This window comes from Burkholderia sp. BCC0044 (genome assembly GCF_902832955.1).
Classification (GTDB): Bacteria; Pseudomonadota; Gammaproteobacteria; order Burkholderiales; family Burkholderiaceae; genus Burkholderia.
Window position 1 is genome coordinate 1782179 of the sequence record NZ_CADFDO010000002.1, and the last position, 22273, is coordinate 1804451.

The 22273-nt window shown below is 62.4% G+C and carries 22 protein-coding genes; 16 read left to right on the top strand and 6 right to left on the bottom strand.

From position 1 onward, the window contains the following. Genes HWX14_RS16435 through HWX14_RS16490 form a run of 12 tightly spaced genes read left to right on the top strand, consistent with a single transcriptional unit; the run spans position 1 to position 13079 of the window. Positions 1 to 1275 (top strand): TrbI/VirB10 family protein, encoded by a 1275-nt coding sequence (locus HWX14_RS16435; protein WP_151062651.1) that lies wholly within the window; start codon positions 1 to 3, stop codon positions 1273 to 1275. Beyond that, the gene (locus HWX14_RS16440; protein WP_151062650.1) at positions 1272 to 2078 is read left to right on the top strand and encodes a transglycosylase SLT domain-containing protein; all 807 of its coding nucleotides are present in this window, start codon (positions 1272 to 1274) and stop codon (positions 2076 to 2078) included. The genes HWX14_RS16435 and HWX14_RS16440 overlap by 4 nt, the downstream gene beginning before the upstream one ends. Further along, positions 2075 to 3340, top strand: a complete 1266-nt coding sequence (locus HWX14_RS16445) for a TrbG/VirB9 family P-type conjugative transfer protein (protein WP_151062649.1) — start codon at positions 2075 to 2077, stop codon at positions 3338 to 3340. Before HWX14_RS16440 ends, HWX14_RS16445 begins: the two co-directional genes overlap by 4 nt. 26 nt (positions 3341 to 3366) lie before the next feature. Next, a complete protein-coding gene (locus tag HWX14_RS16450) occupies positions 3367 to 3762 on the top strand; it encodes a lytic transglycosylase domain-containing protein (protein WP_062911873.1) in 396 nt (131 codons plus the stop codon). A 2-nt stretch (positions 3763 to 3764) separates the two neighbouring features. Then, positions 3765 to 4322, top strand: coding sequence for a toxin co-regulated pilus biosynthesis Q family protein (locus tag HWX14_RS16455; RefSeq protein WP_151062648.1), 558 nt, complete (start codon positions 3765 to 3767; stop codon positions 4320 to 4322). Between the two features lie 5 nt (positions 4323 to 4327). Continuing rightward, on the top strand, positions 4328 to 5932 hold the full coding sequence (locus HWX14_RS16460) for a type II secretory pathway protein (protein ID WP_151062647.1): 1605 nt from the start codon (positions 4328 to 4330) through the stop codon (positions 5930 to 5932). A 2-nt stretch (positions 5933 to 5934) separates the two neighbouring features. Next, positions 5935 to 7263 (top strand): hypothetical protein, encoded by a 1329-nt coding sequence (locus HWX14_RS16465; RefSeq protein WP_151062646.1) that lies wholly within the window; start codon positions 5935 to 5937, stop codon positions 7261 to 7263. Continuing rightward, positions 7250 to 7828 (top strand): hypothetical protein, encoded by a 579-nt coding sequence (locus HWX14_RS16470; RefSeq protein ID WP_151062645.1) that lies wholly within the window; start codon positions 7250 to 7252, stop codon positions 7826 to 7828. Before HWX14_RS16465 ends, HWX14_RS16470 begins: the two co-directional genes overlap by 14 nt. Further along, positions 7825 to 10131: an ATPase, T2SS/T4P/T4SS family gene (locus tag HWX14_RS16475; protein WP_151062644.1), complete on the top strand. Its 2307-nt coding sequence runs from the start codon at positions 7825 to 7827 to the stop codon at positions 10129 to 10131. The genes HWX14_RS16470 and HWX14_RS16475 overlap by 4 nt, the downstream gene beginning before the upstream one ends. Continuing rightward, entirely contained in the window at positions 10128 to 11261 is a 1134-nt protein-coding gene (locus HWX14_RS16480; protein WP_151062643.1) for a type II secretion system protein, read from the top strand. Before HWX14_RS16475 ends, HWX14_RS16480 begins: the two co-directional genes overlap by 4 nt. 11 nt (positions 11262 to 11272) lie before the next feature. Then, a complete protein-coding gene (locus HWX14_RS16485) occupies positions 11273 to 11866 on the top strand; it encodes a type 4 pilus major pilin (RefSeq protein ID WP_151062642.1) in 594 nt (197 codons plus the stop codon). A 10-nt stretch (positions 11867 to 11876) separates the two neighbouring features. Then, positions 11877 to 13079: a hypothetical protein gene (locus HWX14_RS16490; protein WP_151062641.1), complete on the top strand. Its 1203-nt coding sequence runs from the start codon at positions 11877 to 11879 to the stop codon at positions 13077 to 13079. An 877-nt stretch (positions 13080 to 13956) separates the two neighbouring features. On the opposite strand, the gene HWX14_RS16495 is transcribed toward HWX14_RS16490, so the two are convergent. From HWX14_RS16495 to HWX14_RS16520, 6 genes are all read right to left on the bottom strand, one after another. Further along, positions 13957 to 14970 carry a CAP domain-containing protein gene (locus tag HWX14_RS16495; protein ID WP_151062639.1) on the bottom strand — a complete coding sequence of 338 codons (1014 nt, stop codon included), beginning with the start codon at positions 14968 to 14970 and terminating at the stop codon, positions 13957 to 13959. A gap of 222 nt (positions 14971 to 15192) precedes the next feature. Further along, positions 15193 to 15558 (bottom strand): hypothetical protein, encoded by a 366-nt coding sequence (locus tag HWX14_RS16500; protein ID WP_151062638.1) that lies wholly within the window; start codon positions 15556 to 15558, stop codon positions 15193 to 15195. A 7-nt stretch (positions 15559 to 15565) separates the two neighbouring features. Then, positions 15566 to 15763 (bottom strand): hypothetical protein, encoded by a 198-nt coding sequence (locus HWX14_RS16505; RefSeq protein WP_062911812.1) that lies wholly within the window; start codon positions 15761 to 15763, stop codon positions 15566 to 15568. Further along, positions 15753 to 16952 (bottom strand): FlhC family transcriptional regulator, encoded by a 1200-nt coding sequence (locus tag HWX14_RS16510; RefSeq protein WP_062911813.1) that lies wholly within the window; start codon positions 16950 to 16952, stop codon positions 15753 to 15755. Before HWX14_RS16510 ends, HWX14_RS16505 begins: the two co-directional genes overlap by 11 nt. 52 nt (positions 16953 to 17004) lie before the next feature. Next, positions 17005 to 18240, bottom strand: a complete 1236-nt coding sequence (locus HWX14_RS16515; RefSeq protein ID WP_062911814.1) for a hypothetical protein — start codon at positions 18238 to 18240, stop codon at positions 17005 to 17007. 230 nt (positions 18241 to 18470) lie between these two features. Further along, positions 18471 to 19172: a nuclease-related domain-containing protein gene (locus tag HWX14_RS16520; protein ID WP_151062636.1), complete on the bottom strand. Its 702-nt coding sequence runs from the start codon at positions 19170 to 19172 to the stop codon at positions 18471 to 18473. 425 nt (positions 19173 to 19597) lie between these two features. Here HWX14_RS16520 and HWX14_RS16525 point away from each other — a divergent pair, with 425 nt between their 5' ends. From HWX14_RS16525 to HWX14_RS16540, 4 genes are all read left to right on the top strand, one after another. Continuing rightward, positions 19598 to 19960, top strand: a complete 363-nt coding sequence (locus HWX14_RS16525) for a hypothetical protein (RefSeq protein WP_062911816.1) — start codon at positions 19598 to 19600, stop codon at positions 19958 to 19960. Between the two features lie 112 nt (positions 19961 to 20072). Continuing rightward, positions 20073 to 20522: a hypothetical protein gene (locus HWX14_RS16530; RefSeq protein WP_062911817.1), complete on the top strand. Its 450-nt coding sequence runs from the start codon at positions 20073 to 20075 to the stop codon at positions 20520 to 20522. 2 nt (positions 20523 to 20524) lie between these two features. Continuing rightward, positions 20525 to 21349, top strand: a complete 825-nt coding sequence (locus HWX14_RS16535; RefSeq protein WP_333975574.1) for a hypothetical protein — start codon at positions 20525 to 20527, stop codon at positions 21347 to 21349. 11 nt (positions 21350 to 21360) lie between these two features. Then, positions 21361 to 21915, top strand: coding sequence for a single-stranded DNA-binding protein (locus HWX14_RS16540; RefSeq protein WP_151062634.1), 555 nt, complete (start codon positions 21361 to 21363; stop codon positions 21913 to 21915). Positions 21916 to 22273 lie beyond the last annotated feature (358 nt).

A 22273-nucleotide genomic window follows, 5' to 3' on the forward strand; every position in this document is an offset into this window, starting at 1 on the left:
ATGGCAAAGCAGATCGATCGGACCAGTCCGGAAGAGAAAGCCTTGTTCAAGGGCAAGGTGCCCCGCAACGTCATGATTGCGATCGGCGCGATTGCGGCCCTCGGCATCGGCTCGCTCGGCTTCTACACGCAGACCGTCGAAGCGAATAAGGCAGAGGCAGAAGCACTGAAAGCGAAGCGCGAACGAGCGGCCGAAGCGGTTGACAAGAGCAACGCCGACAAAGCTGACGTCGACAAGATCATCGAGCAGCAACAGGCCGAAGCACGTCGGCGCGCTGCGGAAGCCGCAGCCGCAGCTAGCGCGGCTGCAGCCGCGAACGCGAAGAAGCCGACGCTCTCGGCCGACGCCGTTTTGCCGAGCGCGAGTACCGCGGAGCTGAAGGCTGCGAACGACCAGGACAGTATCTACGTCTCTCCGATCTTCCGCGCGGGCGTCAAGGTCAAGGAAGGGCAGCCGCAGCAGCCGCAACTGCCGAACGGCATCATTTCGCCGCAACAGATGCTGCTCCAGCAGGCAGCGGCCCAGGATGCTGCGATGAAGGAAGCGACGGCGCAGGCTGCTCTGGCTTCGCGCGGCGGGCAAGCTGCGGGACCGATGACGACGCAGCAGCGCGACAACGCGTTCATGCACGACGTCGCGCAGCTGAGCGAAGGCGACAAGGATTTCGCGCAAACCGGATTTGTCGGCCAGTCGCGAGGCTGCACGCTGTCACCGCCAGCGAAGATTCCGGTTCTCTCGAACGAGGCGCTCAACTCCGATCGTCCTGGCACTGCGTCGCTGATCGTCGAAAGCGATGTGTATGCGAACAATGGCGACGGGCGTTGCCTGGTGATCCCGTGGGGCACCACGATCGTTGCGCCCTATAGCTCGGACATTCAGCCGGGGCAGGAGTCGATTCTCGTCGCCGGCGCGGAGATGCGGCTGCCGAACGGCAAGCACGTGCCGCTGTACGGCGCACAAGGTGCAGACGGCGATGGCACGGCCGGCTTCAGTGGTGACGTGAACAACCACTTCATCAAGATTTACTCGACCTCGTTCCTGACGGCCATCCTGGTTAAAGCATTCTCCAACAGCGACCAGAGCACGACGACTGGCCCGCTTGGCGTCACCACGGTGGGCAGCACGGGCGGTCAGATCGCGGCGCAAACCGCCCAGTCGGTGCTCGATCGGTACAAGAACATCCCGCCGACGATCTCGTCGAAGCCCGGCAAACGGCACTTCATGATGAAGATCAATCGCGACATGGTGCTCGAGCCGTACCGGGAGCCCCGATGATCAAACGCATAGCCTTCGCGGCCGTAGTGGCATTGGCGAGCGCAGCCGCGCATTCGGCGGTGATCGCGCAGGTGATCAGCCCGGTGAGCGTCGTCATTCAGGATGGCGCGGTGCGCCGCGTGGCAATGCTGCCGGGCAAGCCGGTCTATTACTGCGGACTCGACGCGTTCGTCGAATGGGCATCGCCGTTGATCGGCCAGCCCGTGCGCAGCTCGAGCGAAGCGGGCCTCACGGTCTCGATCGACGGCCGCGATGTCGCACTGGACGACCTTTTCATCGACCGCGGCTGGCTCCAGCCACCCGTGCTGGATGACGGTGCGCAGGCAGCCCTTGCGGAGCGGCGAGGTGGATGGGCGTGCTCGCGTGCGGTCGTCCCATTCGAGCTGCTGCACACCAACGTCGATCCCAAGATCCTCGCGGGCATCGCGCTGAATGAATCGAACTACCGCGGCCGTGCTTGGCCATGGACCCTGAACGTTGCAGGGCAGGGCTTCTTCTTCAAGTCGCGCGAAGACGCCTACAAGGCGATCGAGACGCTGCTCGCGCGCGAGCGATGCGACTTCGACGTCGGCCTCATGCAGGTGAACTGGTGCTACCACGGCAAGCGCTTCGCCTCGGCATGGGACGCGCTCGCGCCAGCGACCAACGTCGCGGTCGCCGAGGCGATTCTGACCGAGAACTTTGCGCGAACTGACTCGGTGGCGAAGGCGGTTGCCTATTACCACAGCGCGAATCCCAATCCCGGTCGCTCGTACCTTGCCCGGTTCGTTCGACACCTTTCCCTGATCGAGGCAGGCCTGTGAAGCACACGACCAAGATTCTCGCGTGCGTCGCGTCGGCGATTGTGTGTGTGGCCGCATCGGCGGCGAACACGGACCCGTTCGATTTCGACTACGACATCCTCGGCGGCATCTCCGAGCGGCCGGCACTGATCTTCAACGACGGGGCAAAAACCTATATCCAGCCGCGGGCGGGCCAGGTCATCGTCGCCGAAGGGGGGCATACCGAAGGCCCGTACGTCGTCGTGGAAGGCACGCCGGCGTCGATCACGTACAAGGTCGGTGCCCATTCGGCCACAGCCCGCTGGAAGAAGGCGAACACCTTCATCGGCGGCACCGGCGCACTGGCTGCGATGAAGGACGATCAACCAGCCGGATTCGATGGCTTCACGAACCGATTGGTGTTGATCGGCACGCGCTCGGCGCTCGCTCCGGTCCGCGCGCTTCATGCGTCGATGCCGATTGGCAACGTGGTCAAGTCGCTCGTCCCGCAGGGCTGGACGGGTTCCGCGCAGAAGGACGTTGACCTGACGACCTCGGAGCTGTTCGCGACGCGCGACGGCGAGAACTGGATGCAGGCGCTCGATCGCTTGATGACGCAAACCGGGCTGTACGCAGATGTCGATTTCGGCGCGCGGCACGTGCGGCTGCATCGCGACCCGCCGAAGTCAGCGGCGTTGAACTATGCGTCGGCCGGCCCCGATGCCGACGAAGCCGGCCTGAATCGCGTCGTCGCGCGAGTCACGGCAGAACCGCCGCCGGTGTCGCAACTGGCTGAACGCTTTGGCGCTCAGGCGATCCGGGATGGCGACGACACGCATATGCAGATCCGCTTCACGGCGAAACCGGCGAAGGCCGTCACGTTCAAGACACCGGACGGGAAGACGTTGCGTACCAGCTGGGACGAGGCCAAGAGCGTGATGACGATCGACCGCGCCGAACGTTTCATTGTGTCCGATGCGACAAACCGCGTCGAGGTGACGCGGGACGCGAAGACGGTCTACGACTTCGATCAACCGAACCCGGCGAAGCTCGAAGCCGTGTTCGACCGGGAGGGCCGGACGTACTTCAAGTTCGCAGAATCGGTTGTGCGGGTCGGCGTGACGGATGCGCGAAACCTGGGTATCGGCGAGCAGAAGGGCCGCTACTTCATGTTTGAGGGCACCTCCGATCTGTTCACCGTGACCGCAGACGGCAACACGATTCACGTCAAGCGCCGTAAGGAAGTCGTCTATCGCGAAACGCCGGACGCAACGCTGCAGGCGAGCGGAGGGCCAACGTCGTGAAGCACATCGTATCGATCGTTGCCGCGATGATGGCGTTCGCCGTGCTGCCCGCTCGCGCAGATTGCCTTGATGACGCGGCCGCATTTCACCGTGTCAATCCGCGGCTGCTGCGTGTGATCGCGCAGCACGAATCGGGCATGCGGGCCAATGCGGTGAATCGGAACACGAACGGCAGCGAGGACATCGGGCTCATGCAGATCAACACGTCCTGGCTACCCACGTTGGCGCGCTACGGCATCCGTCGTGAGCATCTCTTCAACGGCTGCGTCAGTGCCTACGTCGGCGCGTGGATCCTCGCGTCGAACGTCCGCCGCTTCGGCCCGAACTGGAAGGCGGTCGGTGCCTACAACGCGGTTACGCCATCCAAGCAGCTCGTCTACGCCAGCGCGATCTATCGCCGCTTTATGCAACAGGGCCGGTAACCATGCAGAAGACACATTCGAATCTGGCGCGGATGCGCGCGCTTGTTGCGGCGGGGCTGGCCGTGTTGCATATCGCGGCCCACGCTGCGGCCGATCCCGCCGCGAAGTCCATCGATGCGGACGGCTGGCAGGTGCTCGCCTCTGCGCCGAAGACGCAACCGGCTGCTGTAGAGAATTCGAGGCAGTCACAGCTGCAGCCAGCACCGATCTCCGCGCCGACGAGCATGGCAGCGGCCCCGTCTACCGACGTCGCCGCTGTCGTGTTGCCGGGCGCGGGTGCGCCGGCCGCGAGCGGCACGCTGACGTTCTCAGTGACGCCGGCAGACGTGAATCTGCGCGATGCGCTCGACCGCTGGCTGCAGCAGCAGGGCTGGCAGCTCGCCTGGAAGATTGACGACGACCTGCCGCTCGAGTTCAACGCGTCCTTCACGGGCGACTTCACCTCCGTCCTGCAGCAGGTGATGAAGGCGACCAATCACATGCGCACGCCGACGCGCGCGTGCCGCCACTCGAACAACGTCATCCGCGTGATCGCACGCGCGGGCAACTGCCAGGACTGAGAACCATGCGTGTTCACCTTTTGAAATCCGCTGTCGCGATCGCAGCTGCGCTGATGGCCGCAGGCTGCGCCGTGACGCAGCAGGACGTCAACGACAGCTACGACGCTGCACACCGTACCATCTCGGACGCGCTTGGGAAGGGGCCCGCGCCGATGGCGCTCGTCGAGGACGTGCCGACCGCGTTTCTGGGTGACCGGCTGGTGCCGCTCGCGTACGAAGCGACGCTGCCGGCCGTATTCCGCGACAAGACGGTCACGCTTCCCGCGAACCTCGGCATCAAGCAGATCGCGACGTTGATTTCGACCGCGACGGGCTACCCGGTGCATCTGAGCCCGGACGTATTCGTGCCACGCGACTCGCTGGTGCCGGGCCAAACGGAGTCGAAGGGGCAGAACAATACCGCGAGAACCGAAGAGCCGGTCTACCGCCAGGCATTCACGGGCCGGTCCGGTACGTACATGAAGAACATGACGACCGACCTGGGTCTCGACTGGTCGTTCGATGGCAGCACGATCAACGTGAGTCGGTTCGTCACGCGCATGTACCAGATCGCCGCGATCCCCGGCAAGGTGTCGATCAAATCGACGATGAGCAAGGGCATGGACACGTCGACCGGCAATCAGTCGGGTAGCGGCGGTGGCGGTAGCTCCGGCGGCAACACGGGTTCGTTCTCGGCGCAGACATCGACGGGGCGCGAAGGCGACTTCGATCAGATCGCCGCGATCACGGCCGAAATTGAGAAGCTCAAATCGCCCATGGGCAGGGTGAGCGTGAACCCGCAGAGCCGACTCGTGATGGTGTACGACACCAAGGAAGCGGCCGACAACATCGGGAAGCTGCTGAAGCACGAAAACGCGATCTCGACGCGTCAGGTGGCCATCACGGTCCGCACGATCCAGATCGCGTTGAACCGAGGCAGCCAGGCGGGCATGAACGCGGACGTTGTCTTCAATGCGATGCATGCCGGCCTCGCGCGCTACGCGATCAGCTTCTCCTCACCGACGTCGCTTGCCACGGGTGGCGGCTCGGTCGGTGTCTCCGTGTTGCGCCCGGACGCGCCGTTCTCTGGAACCAATGCGGTCGTGAATGCGTTGAACCAGTACGGTCGAACGGTGCAGGACAACACGATGACCAAGATGACGCTCAACGGCCTGCCGGTCTCGGTTGCGTCGTTCAAGAGCGACGACTACCTGCGATCGACCACGCCGTCGTCCGGCTCGCTGACGGCGACGTCCGGCGGTGTGCCGGGTCTGACGCCGGGCACCATCACCACGGGCGATTTCGTGAACGTCCTGCCCGCGGTCAACGATCACAACCAGATCGTCCTCGCGTACTGGGCGGACAGCTCGAAACTCAACGGTCCGTTTACGAGCGCGGGCGCTGGGTCTGGTCAGACTCAGCAGCAGATCCAGCTCGCACATACGGTTGGCACGAAGGACGACCAGACGATTGCACTGTCGGACGGTCAGACCATCGTCCTGTATGGCGCGATCACGGATCAGGCCGACAGCACGACGAATACCGGCATCGCAGGCATCACGGGTAGCTGGAACAAGGCGAAGACGTTCCAGATCATCATGCTGAAGGCGACGGTCGTCCCGTCGATGTGATCATGATGCACATCACGGAACCCCTGCCGACCGACAAGCGCGCACGCCTTGTGTTCGGCATCGACTGGCGGGCCTACCCGGTAAAGGGCGGAAAGGCCGAACGCCGGCGCTATGCGGATGCCTTCGGCGCGACGCACTACGTCGAGTTCAAAGTTGGTACCGACCTGATCGGCGGCTTTGCGATGCCGGATACCCCCGACGTGAAAGGTTCTCGCCTGTACTCGGGTGCGGCGCGCGTAGCCCTCCATGAGCGCATCAAGAGCCGCGCCGCGGCGCTGGTCCTGCTGCAGGACGGCGCACGCATCTACCTGATCTTCGTGGTGCGCGGCGCGGTGCGAAACGACGAAGTGCTGTCCCCCGAGGCGGCGCAATCGCGGCGTTTGGAGATCGAGCAGGAATGCCTGAGAGGCAATCTGAAGCTCGACACGCTCGGTACGGGCGATCGGATCGGCGACGTTGATGAGCCGTTCCAGGCGAGCGAGCTGCTCGCGAACGGCAAGGTCGGTCGCGTCACGAAGCTTCCGATGTCCGTGCCGACCCTCGTTCCGGTCATCGCGATCGTGGTCGGCGGGTTGTTCGGCGTTCCCAAGCTGATGGATGTGCTGTCTCCGCCTCCGCCGCCTCCCCGTGCTCCAACTTTCGCCGAACGGTACGCGACGGCGGTTCAAGAGGCGTTCGCGCGCGTGCAACCGCGAGCATCCGAACTCGCGCCTGCGTTGCTCGCGGCTGTTGGTGGTAAGGAATCGGTCATCAAGGGGTGGCTGTTCCAGGAGGCGACCTGTCCGTCGTCCGGGTTCTGCACGATGAAGTTCCGCCGGAATGGGGGGACCTTCGCTGGGTTCGCACAGGCAGCGACTGCGGACATGCGTCCGGTGACGTTCGCGCGTGACGGCCTTTCGCTCGAGTGGCGAGGTCCGGCTGTTCCGAAGGTCGCGTCCCTGAAGGAGAGTGAGTCGAAGAGTTGGCCCGCTTTGCAGGCGTTCATCGACATGCTCCAGACGCCACCGCAACGCATGTCGTCCAAGACCCTGGAGCTTCGCGCCTATGGCTACGTCGTCACGCTCGATGAACCGCGGTCTCTGATTGCGGCGCCTGGTGCCGTTGGAGGAGGGCGGATCGGGCCGTTGCTCAAACAGGGCGGCTGGACGATCGAAGGTTTTCGCTGGCAATCACCGCTGCTCGCCAAGCTGCCGCCGAACATGACGATCGAATCGCTGACGGTCGACCTGCGTCTTAATGAAGGTGCGACAGCGACCCCCAACAGGGAAACGGGCGAATCGTCGTATGGCGTTCACTTCACCGCGAAGGGTAAATACTATGTTTTCGATTAAGCACGCACTCATCGCGGCGGGCGTTGGGATTGCCGCGTCCGCTCATGCCGGACCCGTTGGCGCCAGCCTGTCGATCGACGACATTGACCAACTGGCGCGCGCGAATCTTGCCCGCCAACTGGGTGGGGGTGCGCCCGGCGTTGGTATGTTGCCGCCCGGTGCCATGTCGCAGCCGCAGCCGGGCATCGTCGCGAGCGGAGTGACAGGCGACGCTCAGCCGAAACCGGTAGAGAAACCGCTCCGCCCGCCGCGTGCGCATGCCGAGCCGGTTTCGTTCCTCGGTGCGTTCAACGACGAAACCGGAGCCCATGTCCTGTACTCGTTCCGCGATGCGATCTACCCGGCGCGGGTCGGTGCAACGTTGCTCAACGGCTGGAGCGTCAAGAGCGTCGACGGCTACGCGGTCACGGTGGCCGAAGGCAAGCGGACGTGGAAAGAGCCGATTCGCGGCGCCGCGCCGCTCCAGTCGCCGGCGACGAACGCCGTTCGTTCGCTCGTGGATCTGGGTTCGCCGTTGCCAGCCGGCGCACCGTTGCCGGGTATCCCGCTCGGAGGCACGCAATGAGCCTCTTTGCGGAGATGGAGTCGCAGGAGCCGGAGAAGCGCGGTTTGTTCGGCCGGCTCAAGGCATTCAAAGCGGGCTTTACCGATAGCTCGTCGAGTGCGATGCCGATCGTCGGTCGAGAGCCGGTGGACGGCGGCGAATCAGCCGTTGAAGTCGATCGCCCGCGCGAGCCGCGTTTCAAGACGACGAGCAAACCGGTGAACCCGCGGCAGGCCAATCACGGTCAACCGATGACGATGGGCATGATGCTGCGTCGCGCGCAGGATGAAATCGAAGACGTGTCGGTGTTCGAGGAGGACGTTGCGTCGCCGCGTGCTGTCGCCGCCGATGCTCCGCCGGCTCACGATGCTAGGAGTGCCACGCCCGACAACATGCGTACGACCGCGAGTTCCGATATTCCGCCTTCGACGGTCGAGATGAAGGCCGACACGGCAGTTTCGTCGGAACCCGAGGCGGGCCCGGCGGCTGCGCGGGCGGATGCCGCGGCGCATGAGGCAGCACGTGTGCCCGAGCGGTCCGAGTCGCAGGACGCCGACGCAGTGAATGGGCGCGAAGCCGCATCGTCGCGTCCGGCTGGATACGACGACCCGCCGACGGTGCGCCGAATCGGCACGGTCGTGACCGAGGCGCCGGAGGTTTCGATCGAGACGGGTCGGCCGCGTCTGGTGCATGCAGACGCGCTGACGTTCAAACGGGTGTTGTGCCAGCGCGATGAAAACGCTGCGCTGGCCGTCAGCGAATCGGCACGCCGCGAGTTCATTGCGGTCGAGCTGCAGGCAGGAATCTCGATCGTTGTGTCGACGCAGCGCTTCCACGAAAGCCAGTTGTACGCGACCTATCTGAAGGACCTCGCGCGCGCGGATATTTCCGTGCACGAAGAGATGGTCGCTGACGAGGAAGTGATTGCGGCGCTCTACAAATCGGAAAAGCAGCGGGCGACGTCGAACGTACCGGAGTCGTCCCGGGCCATCGGCGCGTTCCGGGATGTGATCGAGGCGGCGACGGCGTACGGCGCGGGAGACGTTCACTACGAGTACCGGGAATACGCAGAAGACGTCGAGCTGCGTTTGCGTGTCGACGGAGAAATGTATTCATACCGGAAGATGCCGAAGGCGCTGGTACGCCGGGCACTCTCGGCAACCTATCAGGACCTCGTTCAACGCAATACGAACTCTGGCGAGACGTTCCAGCCGTCGGCACCTCAGTCCGCGATGATTCCGCTCGTCGCGCATATGAACCTCGTCAATATCCGTTGGCAGAGTGCGCCGCTTGTCGGCGGGTTCGATGTCGCGCTGCGCTTGCTGGACGGCAACTTCAAACATGTGAAAGTGCTGCTTCCGCACGAGATGGGCCTGGAGGCGACCCAACTGGAGATCCTTGAGAGTCTCGGCAAGGTAACCGGCGGCGCCACGTTCCTGACCGGCGAAACCGGGTCAGCGAAGACGACGTTGCTGCGCGCGATGTCGTATCTCGTGCCGAATCGTGACCGCATCAAGCAGTTCGCGGTCAACGAGCCGTCTGAGGTTCCCGCGCCGTGGCTGTCGGACATTTCGATCCAGCGCCGGCCGAACGAAACGGAAGAGGACGCCAACCGAAAGATCGTCGAAGTCGTTCGCACGCTGATGCGAATGGATCCCGACGACCTGACGATCGGAGAAGTTCGCGACTCTGTCCTTGCCGGTCTGGTCGCCGAGCTCGCGCTGACCGGCCACCCGGTGCGCACGACGCTGCACGGAAACAGCATTCTCGGCGCGGTGATGCGATTGGTCGGTGGCCGGCTCAAGCTGCCGATGGACGAGGTGGCGTCCGGTAGTTTCCTGAATGCGGTCGGCAACCAGAAGTTGATCCCGGTTCTTTGCCCGCACTGCAAGCGACCGGCGCGCGACGTGCTGTCGCCGCAGCAGATCGCGACGCTCGAGCGTAAGTTCGGCCTGGACACGTCCGGCATGGCATGCCGGGACGAGGACGGGTGCGAGCACTGCCGCCGGCCGGGGCTTTTCACGCGTACTGGAAAAGTAGCGGCGGGCATCAAAGGGCAGACGCTCGCGATGGAACTGTACCGACCTTCGCCCGAGTTCCTCGAGCGTGTTTCCGTGCGTGATTGGCGGGGCGCCGAGCAGGTGTGGCGCAGCAGCCGGAAGAGCGATTTCGCAGACGCCGACATGACGGGCAAGACCGTCTACGAGCACGCGCTGTACAAGGCGTCGCGCGGCCTCATCGATCCGCGATTCATCGATGAGTCGATGTGCAGCTTCGACGCATATCGCGTGACCCCTGACGCGGATGGAGTGTTGCCATCGTGATCAAGTCGCTCATCTACTCCGTCTTCGTGGTACTTCCGGCGAAAGAGCGACTGCGCCTTGCAACGCTTCGATTCCGGGCAATGCGTGAAATGTTCTTCCGGGAGACTCGTCTCGATATCGCCAAGAAGGGGCTGCGCAACAGCGAGACCTTGCTCGAACGGCTGACGACGCTCGAGGTGCGCCATCGCTCGCGGAAAAGCTTCTCGTGGCCGGTGTTCCAGAAGATCGCCCAGCGTATGCGCGCCGGTGATGATTTTGCGACTGCGATCAAGCCGTCTATCCCGAACGACGAATTCGTGTTGCTCGAACTCGCGGGGCAGTCGCCCCGTGACGATGCCGCGATCCGAGGGCTGGAGCTGGCCGAGATGGCGGCGCATGCGAAGCGCGTGCTGTCGGCGACAACGTCGCTGCAGATGGCGTATCCGGCCTTCCTGCTGGTCTATCTCTATTCGTTTTGTGTGCTGTTCGGCGCGCACATTCTGCCGGCGACGCTGGACGTTAAGCCGCTTGAGAAGTGGTCGGCGTTCGGCCAGTTCATCTACGCGTTCGACACGTTTTGCGCCGACTACTGGTGGCTGACGTCCGCTGTCGTCGTGGGGTTGGTTGTGGGGTATTTCCAGACACTGAAGCATTGGACGGGCGAGTTTCGGAACCGCGTCGACGCAATGCCGCTGATGTGGCGCAATCGCCGGGATCTGCGTGCGGCATTGCTGATCGTGTCGTTGGCGGGCTTGTTCGACTCGGGCCTCACCCTGCGCGCTGCCCTCGACAAACTCACCAAGTCGGCTGACCCGTGGATGCGTTGGCATCTGCGCCGGATGAGCGCGCGGCTGACTGCGAACCCCGACCAACCGATGCTCGCACTCGATACCGGGATCTTCTCGGAAACCACCATCGACATTCTGACCGACGCGGCCGGCCGGGACCAGTTTGTCGAGGCGGTGAAGGATCTTGGGCAGACGTCGCTCGAGCGTGTCGTCGAGGCGGTCCGACGAAACGCAAAGATCACGCACTACGTGCTACTCGCTGGCGCGGTGCTGGCGTTCCTTGTATTCGGCCTGGGATCGTATCTCGCAACGGGTGCTGTCGCTTTCGATAGCGCGCCGACCTCTATCAACCAGAATTTCTAGGAGCCAACGACATGAACGAACACAACAAACAGCAGCCGCGCAAGCGTCCCTACATCGGGAAGGGCCGTCGCAAGCAGAAAGGGGAGCTGTCGCTGGTCGAGGCCGCGGGCGTGATGGCGGGCGGCGCACTGATCGCGCTTCTCGTCTACATGGGCTGGGGATACGTGATGGACCGTATTCATGCGATGCAGTTCAAGAGCGAGGCGCAGTACTTCCGGAGCGGGATTCAGGACGCGACCGCGAGCGAGATCGACTTCTCGTCCGTCACGATGCAGTCGCTTACGCAGGGGCGAGCATTCGATACCGCGGGTCGACGCCTGAACAAGACGTCAGGTGCCTTGACGGGACTCTTCGGCGGGAGCGTTTCAGCAGCGCCTGCAACGGTGACGGCAACGAATGACGCGGTTGCCGTAACGTATCCCGTGCCGGCGACAGTTTGTGCGCTTTCGGCCGATACGGTCTCAGCGGCGTACACGATGGTCAAGGTGAACAACACGACGATCTCGAGTCCGACGACCGCCTATAGCTCGGCCGCTGCGAACACGGCGTGCTCATCGGCGGGCGCGACCGCCAGCATTGTGATGTACGCGACGAAGAGCAACTAAGGACAGACCGATGCTCAGCATTATTGAAGTCGTGGTCGTGCTGGTCGCTGCAGGGCTCATGACATTGCAAGCCATCCAGCGTGACGTCGAGACGCGCCGGCATGACGTGCTGAGCGTCGAAGGCAAGAACCAGGCGGCGATCAACACTGCTTTGTCGAACTGGGTGACGGACAAGTACGGCACGTTGGTGGCACAGATGGTTGGCGGGAAGTCCACGCCGATCACACCGCCGACGTTCGCCGAACTGCGCGCTGGTCAATACCTGAAGGCGGACTACGCGGCCGGGCCGTTCTGGGGCGGCTCCTACATGATCCAGATGAGCGTTGGTCCGGACGACTGCGGCACCAGCACGACGTCGTGCAAGGTCAGCTACGTCTTCTATTCGTCGCAGCCCGTAACGAGGCGCGGAACTCCGGACGTGGCCGGCGCGGGGGTAGTCGCGCAAGCAGCTGGCACGGGATTCGGGTTCTCGACGAGTCAGAACCCGGCGACGATCAAGGGGCTGAATGGTTCTTGGACTGCGACGAATCCCGTTCCCGGCGCGCCGGCCGGCATCGTGATGGCAACGAACGGCCCGTCATCGGACGGGAATGCCGTTTTCATCCGGCGCGACGGTTCGCTGAAATGGACGGGCAGCCAGGACGTCAACGGTGTCGATTTGCACAACGTCGGCAACATCGACGCGACCGGAACGATCGCCGCGCCGACGCTTGCTGCGTCGAACGTTGCGGTCAGCAACGCGGTGCGAAGCCCGGGGACGCTGGTCGTGCAGAACGCGGATGGGTCTGCGCCGGCGCCGATCTCGACAGGCGACAGCACCGTGAATGGCCAGCTGCAGGTGACGCAGACGATCACACCGGGTGCGGTTGCAACGCCGCGCGCGTGGTGTCCGACAAATGGCGCGATGGCACAAAACAGCGACGGTCGTGGGCAGATGCTGTCGTGTCAGGATCACGCCTGGTTACCGATTGGTGGGCCAGCGCTCCGGCACGGGTACTTCATGGTCCAGAACGGTTGGGGCGTTCCGGCGCCGAATTGCGCTACCGGTGGGACGCCGCAAATCGTCTTCAGTCCGGTGAGCTTCTACGTAAATCCGACGGCGACCGTTAATGTTTCCGCTTCGGGCAGCGGACCCTGGACCGTGTTCATTACCGACGGCAACGGTAACGGGATCAGCGGTACAGCCGTCGTCGAAACTTATTGTTCGTATTGAGGGAGAGGTAAGTGAAAAGCTGGATGAAGTGGGCATTGGCAGCGCTGATGTCCGTCGCTGCGAGCAGCGCATTTGCTGACGGATCGTGCCAGCCGGGGTTCGGTCTTCGGTCGTATCCGTTCTACGACAAGGCCGGTGCATATATCGGAATGCGGCAGGCATGCGCGCCGATCCCTTGCACCCCGGGCTATCAGGATTCCACGTGCGCGGCTCCGTTGCGTAACGGGGCGATTCCGCAGCCGCAGTGTCAAACAGGCGCGGGCTGGACGACCGTGGTCTCCTCAGTTTGGCAGGGGGCCCGATGGTCTGAACCACAGTGCAGTTATGCGGCTCAGCCGCAGTGTCCGGCAGGCTTTGACACCTCTGTGCCGTCGTCCTGGACCGGCTCAAGTTGGACTCAGCCAGGATGCACCAAAATTACCCCGCCGCCTCCTGTAGTTGTCGATCCAAATCAGGTCTGCACGGCCGTAGCGAATGGCTATAGGATGAGCGATGCAGATAAGACGAATTTTTATAACCAAGACGGGCAAATAACGCAGAACGCCCCGTTCCGAGTCAGTAACCAGTGGAGGGACTGGACCAGCATACCCGGCAAGAACCCTAACTACCCATATGGCGGCGGCTTCAGCGCGGATCGGTATGTGGTTTTCTATGGCGGATTGACCGGCCCGTGGTACTTGTATCAGCTCGCATGCCACCAGAGCAACACGTGGGAAGCGTTCTGCTATGTGAATCGGTCGACGGGGAGCGTCGATAACTTCTGGATCAATCCGACCGGTGCACCCAACGGCCAATGCAACCACTAGGCTCAGTGTTCGACAAATAGAAAGCGCCCGAGAGGGCGCTTTTTCGTTGGAGCCGAAGGCTTGTTATACGCTTACGCTCCGGTCGTGAAGCTGAAGCTTCGAGAGAAAGCTGTCCCGTTCACTGTACCGTTGAGCGTCACGTTGTAGGTGGTGTTGGGCTGCAACGGGGAAGTCGGATAGGCTACAGCTTGGTACTTGCCAACGAGTTTATTCGGATCAGAGTCGGAATTCAGCACCTGAATTGCGACTGCTCCCGAAGATCCGGTTACCGATGCCGATTGCAAAACGATTACGTCGGTGAGGTTCCCCATCACCGTGATTGGCGTGCCCCAACCGGACGAAGACACGCTCGGAGGGGTAGGGACTTCGCCGATGCCACGGTAGGGAACGCCCGTTACGCCATCGCACGGAAACGTCTTCGGGCCACCCTGGAGCGTTTGCGCTTTGGCGCTATACATGCTGACCGATTGCCACGACTCAGTAAATGTGTAGGATCCGGAGGTGGTCTGCGTTTCCGATTCGCCAAAGCCCGCGAGATCAACCGGGAAGGTCGCTACGACGGCGTGATATGCGCCCCCTAAGAGAGAGTCGACAAACTGCTGACCGGCAACAGTAGCGTTGAAATTGGTAGTGAAGACAGCGTTCGCTCCGCTCGCCCCGATTCCGATCACGCCCACTGGAAATCCTGCGGCGACTGCCCGATCTGCATAGGTTGCGCCAGTGTACCCAGCATTGCCCGACACCTCACTATCCGTAACCGCGTTGTTGAGGCCGATGTACTTGGCATGTGCCTGCGCAGCTTGGTCAAGCACGGTGTTTTGCTTGAGCGCGGGAAACCCGCATTGCGTGCGGTACTGATTCAGCATATTCAGCGCCGCGAGCTGCGCGCTGCCGGCCGCATATTGCGGGCTGTCGACCGTGCCCGGGACCGTCGTCGACGGCGTGCCGGGGTTGGACGGATTCGGATTGTTGCCCGTCGAGCCGGTGTTCGTGCTGCCACCATCGCCACCGCCGCCGCATGCGGCGAGCGCGAGCAGCGATGCCGCTGCGAGTGCGGAAAGACTGATGGTCGTGATCTTCTTCATTTGTTGGTCCTCGTATTGTTGTTGGGCTCGCCCACCGCGAACCCTTGATTCCATCCTACCGACGTGGCCGCGAAGTCAAGTCCGCGTGGCCGACGGCCCAGTTTTCGAAATGGCTTGGGCGAGCCAAAAAAACGCCAATTCTAAATTACGGTTAAATTTCATCAGACTTAATGGCGAGTCGGCAAAAAAATCCCGCCATCAGGCGGGAGTCAAGGTCTGCCGTCATCGGGACTTGCGCCGCTTCCAGTGGAATATCCGCAGGCCGATGAACGCCACGCCCAGCAACGCGGTTGATTTATACGGGATTGCCATTGACACGGCGGGGACGGCTGCAGCACCGACGTACATGCAGGTGAGGGCGACCAGCACCTTACCGAACCACGGTTTGGCCAGCATTCCAAGCACCGGCGGAGGCTGACTTCCAACCCAATCGGGATAAGCCTCATTGATCTGCTCGAGCTCGAACGACCCCGCCCTTGTCTCCCGCTGCGCTTGATAGAACCGTTCGTAGCGCTCGAATCGGCCATCGCCGCGGCCGTCGAGCCACGCGGCGTTGCTTTCGGCGACCAGGTAGGCGAGATCGTCCATGTGCCCTCTAGTGAACATAGACCGCTGCCCACGGCAGCGCAGCTTGGACGTCGACGATGACGCGCCCGTCGGCCTCGGAGTAGTACTGCTCGGTTTCGGCGTCATACCATGCGAACTGCGGCCGGCGATCGCCGTTGATCACGATCAGGCTTGCCGGCAAGTCCGGAAGGGCGTGAGGCGCCGCGCAATTATCGTCATTCGCCATTGCGCGTCCTCGCCTTGGTGCTACGTCGCTTCGCGCCAAGCTGTCCCGTGCAGGCGGGGCAATCGAAGCTATGGTGCATTTCGATCTTGGTATCGTTGTTGCTGACGATGTATTCCGTGCGGCAGGTCCGGCACGGTGCGATCGTGAGCCGGTTATCGGCGGCCATCGCCCGCGTAAGGTTGCAGCCGCGGTCGACGGAGATTGCGTGTTGGCCACCGAAGATCTGCTGGTAGACGTCGTTGGTTGCGATCAGCGCTTGCGGTGCGTTGGCGCCTGAAGCGAGCGCCGCGCGGTACAGCCACGTGAAGATCGTGCCGTGCAGGCGATTGGTCGGCGTCTCGACAAACCAGTTGAGCGAGTTCGGCGTGTTGCCGCACGGTGAGCTGGTGCCATGCATTTCGACATACCGTTGGCGCATCGCGTTCTGATTCAGGCGAAACAGGCTGGCGGCCGTGGACGCGCGGCATCCATATGCCATCAGGGCATGTGCGTACGTCTCGTTCTTCTCGCGGGGCAAGCGCAATTCGCTCCAGCCGGCCTTGCCGGGCGCGCTGTTCATCCTGATCGGCGAAGTCGCCATGATCTGGTGCGCCACCATCTCGTCGGTCAGATCACTGGCGGTGAACTGATACCAGAAGGTCGGCGTGTTGAAGCGCCAACGAAACAGCGGCAGTCCGTTCATTCGGCCGAGTGCGATCCGCAGCTTGTAGGTCGGTACGGACGCGAGGTAGGCGACCACCTCGGTCGTAACCCCGAGAAGCGGAGCGGCCAGTACGCTGAGGTGAATGACGCTCGTGACCAGATCAAGGAAGACCCGGTTGTGCTGTTCGACAGAGAACTTCGCGAGCGCGTCCAGCGGGGGAAGCTTGCGCATCAGCTGGTCGACCGCGATGGTCGTGGGGGTGTCGTCGACGAAGCAGCGCCAGTCCTCGACCGACTCGAGGGTCGGCGCGACCATCAGGAACGGCGTGCGCAGTAGGTTGCGCAACGACTCCTCGTTATGTTTGACGTGGTCGATCTCTTTGCGCTCGACGGCGAGGATGTCGTTGAAATCCCCATTCATTTCGAGCAGCCATCTCATCTGATCGACGAGGTCGAAGTTTGTCACCTGGATGCGCTCGGCCAACCAGTTGGGTACGTACAGTCGCTCGATCGAACGGTAGGTCTCGCGCGAGTTTTTCTTGTCCATTTTTCTGAGTCTCTCTTCTACTGCACAACAATAAAGCGTGGCCCGGGCGAAATCAGGCGCGTACGGCCGCCGTCACCTCACCGTGGAACTTGCCGATCAGGTCACTGAAGGCCTGGAACAGCGGCTTGAAGCGGGCCGGGTTTCCGTCTGCTGTCGCGAGCAACTGCGCGCTGTGATAGTCCTGCACGAATGAGCTGAAGGTGTCGATCAGGCCGCGGATCTTCTTTTCGAGCACCTCGCTCGCTTCGATCGCTGCGCGCTGCTCGTTCGCACGTGCCTCGAGGTCAGACAATTCCGCCTTGGCTTGTTGAAGTTGAAGGTCGATGGCCTCGTGTTCGGCGAGCTTGTCCTTTACCGCTTCCTGAAGGCTCGTGTAGGACTCGGGCAGGGTCGGTACCGGCACTTCAGTCTTCACCGGGTTCGCCTTGAGCCTGACGATATCGGCGGTGAGCTGCTCGACCTCGCGCTCTTTGTTGGCGAGCGTCTGTTGTAGCGTCGCGACCTGTTTGCCGGTCGATGCGAGGGAAACCTGCGTCTCCTGGGCTCTCACTTTCTCGCGAGATTGCTCCTGCCGAACGTTGCTGAGTTCGGCCGACAGGCGGTCGATTTCCTTCTGAGCGTCGTCCAGCCGGCCGATGGTGGCATGCAGTTGCGAAGTTGCCTCCTCGATGCTGTTGTCCTTTCCGGCGATTTGGTCTTCCAGCGTCGCGATGAGCTGTTTGACTTCGCTCTTCGTGAGCGTCGGGTCATCGCGCTTCGCTTCGATCACCTTCTCGATGATGTCGTCGCCGATGTGGTTGTGCACCAGCAGCGACATATCGCTGTACGTCAACATTTCGACCGCGCCGATGTTGCTCGAGAACTTGTTGTAGACACGGATGTACAGGCTGACCGACGACTTCGACTTCTGGAACACCTTGGTGAGGAAAGAGTAGACCAGCTCGGCCGCCCGGTTCCTGACCTTCTGGTTGTCGCCTTGCGTGCTGACGAAATGGCCGATGACGGATGCATGGATGTGGGCGAAATTGCCACCGATCCGCATGTGCTCCTGCAGGATCTTGCGCGTCGAGTGGGCGACTTCCTCACTTTCCTGAATGATTGTTCTAATCAGGCTGTCCGGCAGCCCGGTGAACATCTCGCGGGCGGCGGTGGTGAGTTCAAGCTGGTCCGGCACATGCGCGAACGTGGCTTTCAGTTCGAGATCGCCGTCCGCCGACGTGGCATTGTCAGGAACGGTCGGGTTGAAGTTCTCGTCGTCTTCGGGCTTCTTCGGCGGCTTCTTGGACAAAGCGCTCTCCAGTAGAGGTTGGGCCTTCCCTGGCACGGGTTCGGCGGATTGCCGGATCGGGTGACGCCCCGTCCGACGGAATTGAGACCTGGCGGCCTGCACCAGCTTACGCGGCGCTTTTCAGTGCCAAGAAGCGAAAGCTGCACGAAACAATGTGTCTTTCGCCAAATGGCGCGCGTCAGCGATCTGAAACTAGAAGTTACAGACTGTAAGAAAATGTAAACCGGTGGTCATATGTTTACGGATGAATCTGCGGCAACTTTATGGCGGTGAGCCGATAGCGCCGATCCGGTCGGGTCGTCCACGCTCAGGCGGCGCACGACGCTCCACGCGGCCCGCACGTTGATGTTCGGATTTCCGGACTTCGCGTGGCGATCTCGTTGGGTACGCAACCAGTAGCCCAGATCGGGCAGAGTGACGAGCGCAAGCGGCAGGTTGGGGGAGAGCGAGCGGTTGTCGTTCGCGAAGACGCCGAGGCCCTGGACGTTCCAGACGGAGGGCAACGTGCCGCGGAGGAAGGCAACCTTGGCCCGGTTTTGGCTGATCGGCGAGCGCCGTTCCTCGAGCTTGCCGCTCGGCAGGTGGCACACGACCGTATCGGCGCTGCTGCCAGGCGTAATGGTGCCGGCCCAGTTCTTGGTCTCGATCACGAAGATGCCAAACGGCGTGACAACCAGATGGTCGACTTCGGCGGTCGGGAACTCGGTGCCAGGCGCGTGGAGCAGCAGCAGCGCAGTGGGGTGGACGTAGAAGTCGTTGCCGCAGAGCTGCGACAGGACGCGGCGCAGCTCGCCGAGCACGCGCGCCTCGCCAGCATCGCCCGATGCCTGGCTCCTGGTAACCGGGGGAGGCGATTGGCGACGGGGATGGGCCTTCGCGTAGTGCTTGACCAGTGCCCAGACACTGGCGACAACGATGAGAATCCAGAACATTGGGATGCGCCTCGGTTGATGAAGTGACGCGTCCAGTTTGTCTCCGATTTTTCGAAGTCAAGTTCCGGAGAAAGCTATACGATTTTCTGGAGCATTCTCGGTTTTGCCCCACAACCGGTTGCGTTCGGACGGTTCGGCCAAAGCTGTACGCGATTGGCGAGCATTCCGAGTGCACCGTGCGTTGGTGCGGCTTACCCTACTTCTATCACGCGTTTCCGACGCATCGACCTTCCTGAGCCATCCGGCTCTGCCATTTCGCGGCTTGCCCGCGCCTTCCCAGTTAATCGGCCTTGAGCGATTTCGTGTGTTGACCAACGAGGTCGCAGACGAAAGCGCTTTGCGCCGATTTCCTTGCTCGTTCCGAGCATCGAAACCACCGGGCGTTGTCCGGACATTCCCTTGTTCGATTTTCTCTGGAGAGAAACATGTTGAAGTCCCTTTTCAGCGGCGCGTTCAAATCGCCGGTCAAGTTCCTCGCACTGTGCTTGGCGGTCTACATCGCGGCGCACTCGATCATCGTCGCGCTGTTGATGGCGGGTGCTGCGTACAACCACTTCAAGAATGGCGCGAAGAAAGCATCGCATCAGCCCGAGCGTGATAGCGCCGATCGTCACGATGCTGACGAGAGTCCGCGGCACGCGAACCGAAGTGCCGTCGCACCTGTGCATTCCGATGGGAAGGCACCGGTTGCCCCGCAACGTCAGTATGCGAAATCCGCAGTTGTCATCCCCATCAAGGCTTCGTCGAACCAGACGAATGCCCACCATCTGAAAACTGGCACGAAGTAAGTCGCCCCAGTCCGACCGTGCGAAGCAATTCGCATGGTCGTCCTATCTCCCACCGGGAACCACGTTCCCGGTAAGGGGAATGAGGTGCCCGGTTGATATCCGGAGCACGCTCATGAAACCGCAAGTTGCTGGTTGGCAGCTCGACATGTTCGGCGGTGATTCGCCGATTCTCATCACTCCACCCAAACCCGATCCTTTGCCGGATCCCGATCGCTGGGAGCCGCACGTGCGGGAGAAGCTCGCCGAGGCCGTGGTCTTCTTCGCTCTCGACAGCCGGCATAGCGACAACGTCCCCGAGGCGTTGATCGACTGCGCCGAAATGCTGCATCAACGGCTGTGCAACCGGCCGGTCGACAAGGTCGACTACTACGCGACGCTCGGCTGGATCATGGAGCTATGGACCGGGGCGATTCCCTACTCGATCGTCTGCGCACTCGGTCGTGTCCGACCGCGCGCGATGCAGGACGCGATCCGCGATGTTCCGTTGCTCAACTATGACTTCAACCGACTCAATCGCTGGTGCAGCGGTCAGCTTTCGCTGGAGGCGCAATGGGCGGTGTAGCCATGTTCTTCACGCGCGTGCTCGCTCAGGCCTTCCCGGGCAGCCCTCGGGCATCGGTGTCGGCGGTCGAACCGCGCTCGTCAGCATGCGGCAGCGCGAAAGCTGTCGGCACTGGCGCGGACAACGAGACGCTCGTGACGATCGAGGGAGTCATCCATCTGTTCGTCGACGAGGGCGACTGTGTCGTCGAGTTCGTGCCCGCGTTCGATGACGCACCTGGCGACACGATGTTCGGCACGAAGATCCTGCCGGCGCTCGCGCCGCACTGGGCGATGCTGCATCAGCACTCGGTCTCGCTGAAGGACGCGATAGCGACCGCGATCCGCCGCGCAAGCGTGCCGGCGTCTTCTGCTTTGGGAGGCGCTTCAACCGCTGCAGGCTCGGACGGTTGGTCGCCTCGGGCGTTAGATGCGCAGCAACCGGCAACTGACGCCGAAGACGAGCGGCACCACGCAGAGTCCACAAGCGAGTCCAGTAGGTTTCGAACTCATCGTACTCGCAGCGATGACGTGGGCCAATCAGCCGCCGTCAAAGGCCGGATTACCGGCTGGGGAGAAGAGGAGTTTCCCAATCGTCGTCCCGGAAGGGCTTCCACCTACACGTCTTTCGCGCTGCGTCTCGATACGCGTAGCGGCGAGCGTGTTCTGCAGGGAGAAGGCTTGAAAGAGGCGATCAACGAGTGCGGTTGCCGCGTCGGTGAAATCGTCACTGTGAAGCGCCTCCGCAAGATCAAAGTGCCGGCCTTCCGCAAGGAAGACGGCTCCCCCATTCTGAAAAACGGCCAGCAAGTCATGTGGGACAAGTGGCTGTGGTCGATTACCACGTGAAGGAGTTCTAGGTGGCATCTGTTAACAAAGTGATCATCGTCGGCAATCTTGGCGCCGATCCGGAAGTGCGATATCTGCCCAGCGGCGACGCGGTCGCGAACGTTCGCGTCGCGACGACCGATCGCTATAAGGACAAGGCGAGCGGCGACTACAAGGAAATGACCGAGTGGCATCGCATCTCATTCTTCGGCCGATTGGCCGAGATCGTGAGCGAGTACCTGAAAAAGGGCAGCTCGATCTACGTCGAAGGCCGCATCCGCACTCGCAAATGGCAAGGCCAGGACGGGCAGGATCGTTACTCGACCGAGATCGTCGCCGACCAGATGCAGATGCTCGGCGGCCGCAACGGCGGCGGTCGCGGTGACGGCGGTGGCCACGGTGGCGACAACGAGTTCGAGCAGGGCACGCGTCGTCATACAAGCGCCCCGGCCTCACGACAGCCGTCCGGTCAGTCGCCAGCAAACGCTGCGGCGCGTCCGCAACACTCGGCACCCCCGCCGGCTCAGTCGCAGTCGTATGGCGGTGGTGGTGGTTTCGACGAGATGGATGACGACATCCCTTTTTAGTATCAGACCCTAATTAAATCGGTCTGATTCGAAGGGTTTCCCGCAAGGGCTCACCATCCCGATTCTCCCTCCCGTTTTTTCTCACCTATAGCGTGCGACGTGCCTTCGGGCACATCGCACGCCGTCTTCCTTCCCTCCCGCATTTTCCTGTTCCGCTGACGTTGCTGAACCAAGCCGACGCGCCCGCGCGCGGCTTCGTTGAGCAAGCGTTTCTGCGCCTGTCTCAGGCATCGAAAAACCCGCAGTCCAACTGGAGAGATCCGTGAACGTGAAGTGTTTTTGCCTTTCGTCCCGCGCGGGGCTCTGCCTGTCGCGTCGATTCGACGTCCCGTTGGAGCTCGCGGCGGTAGGAAGGTTT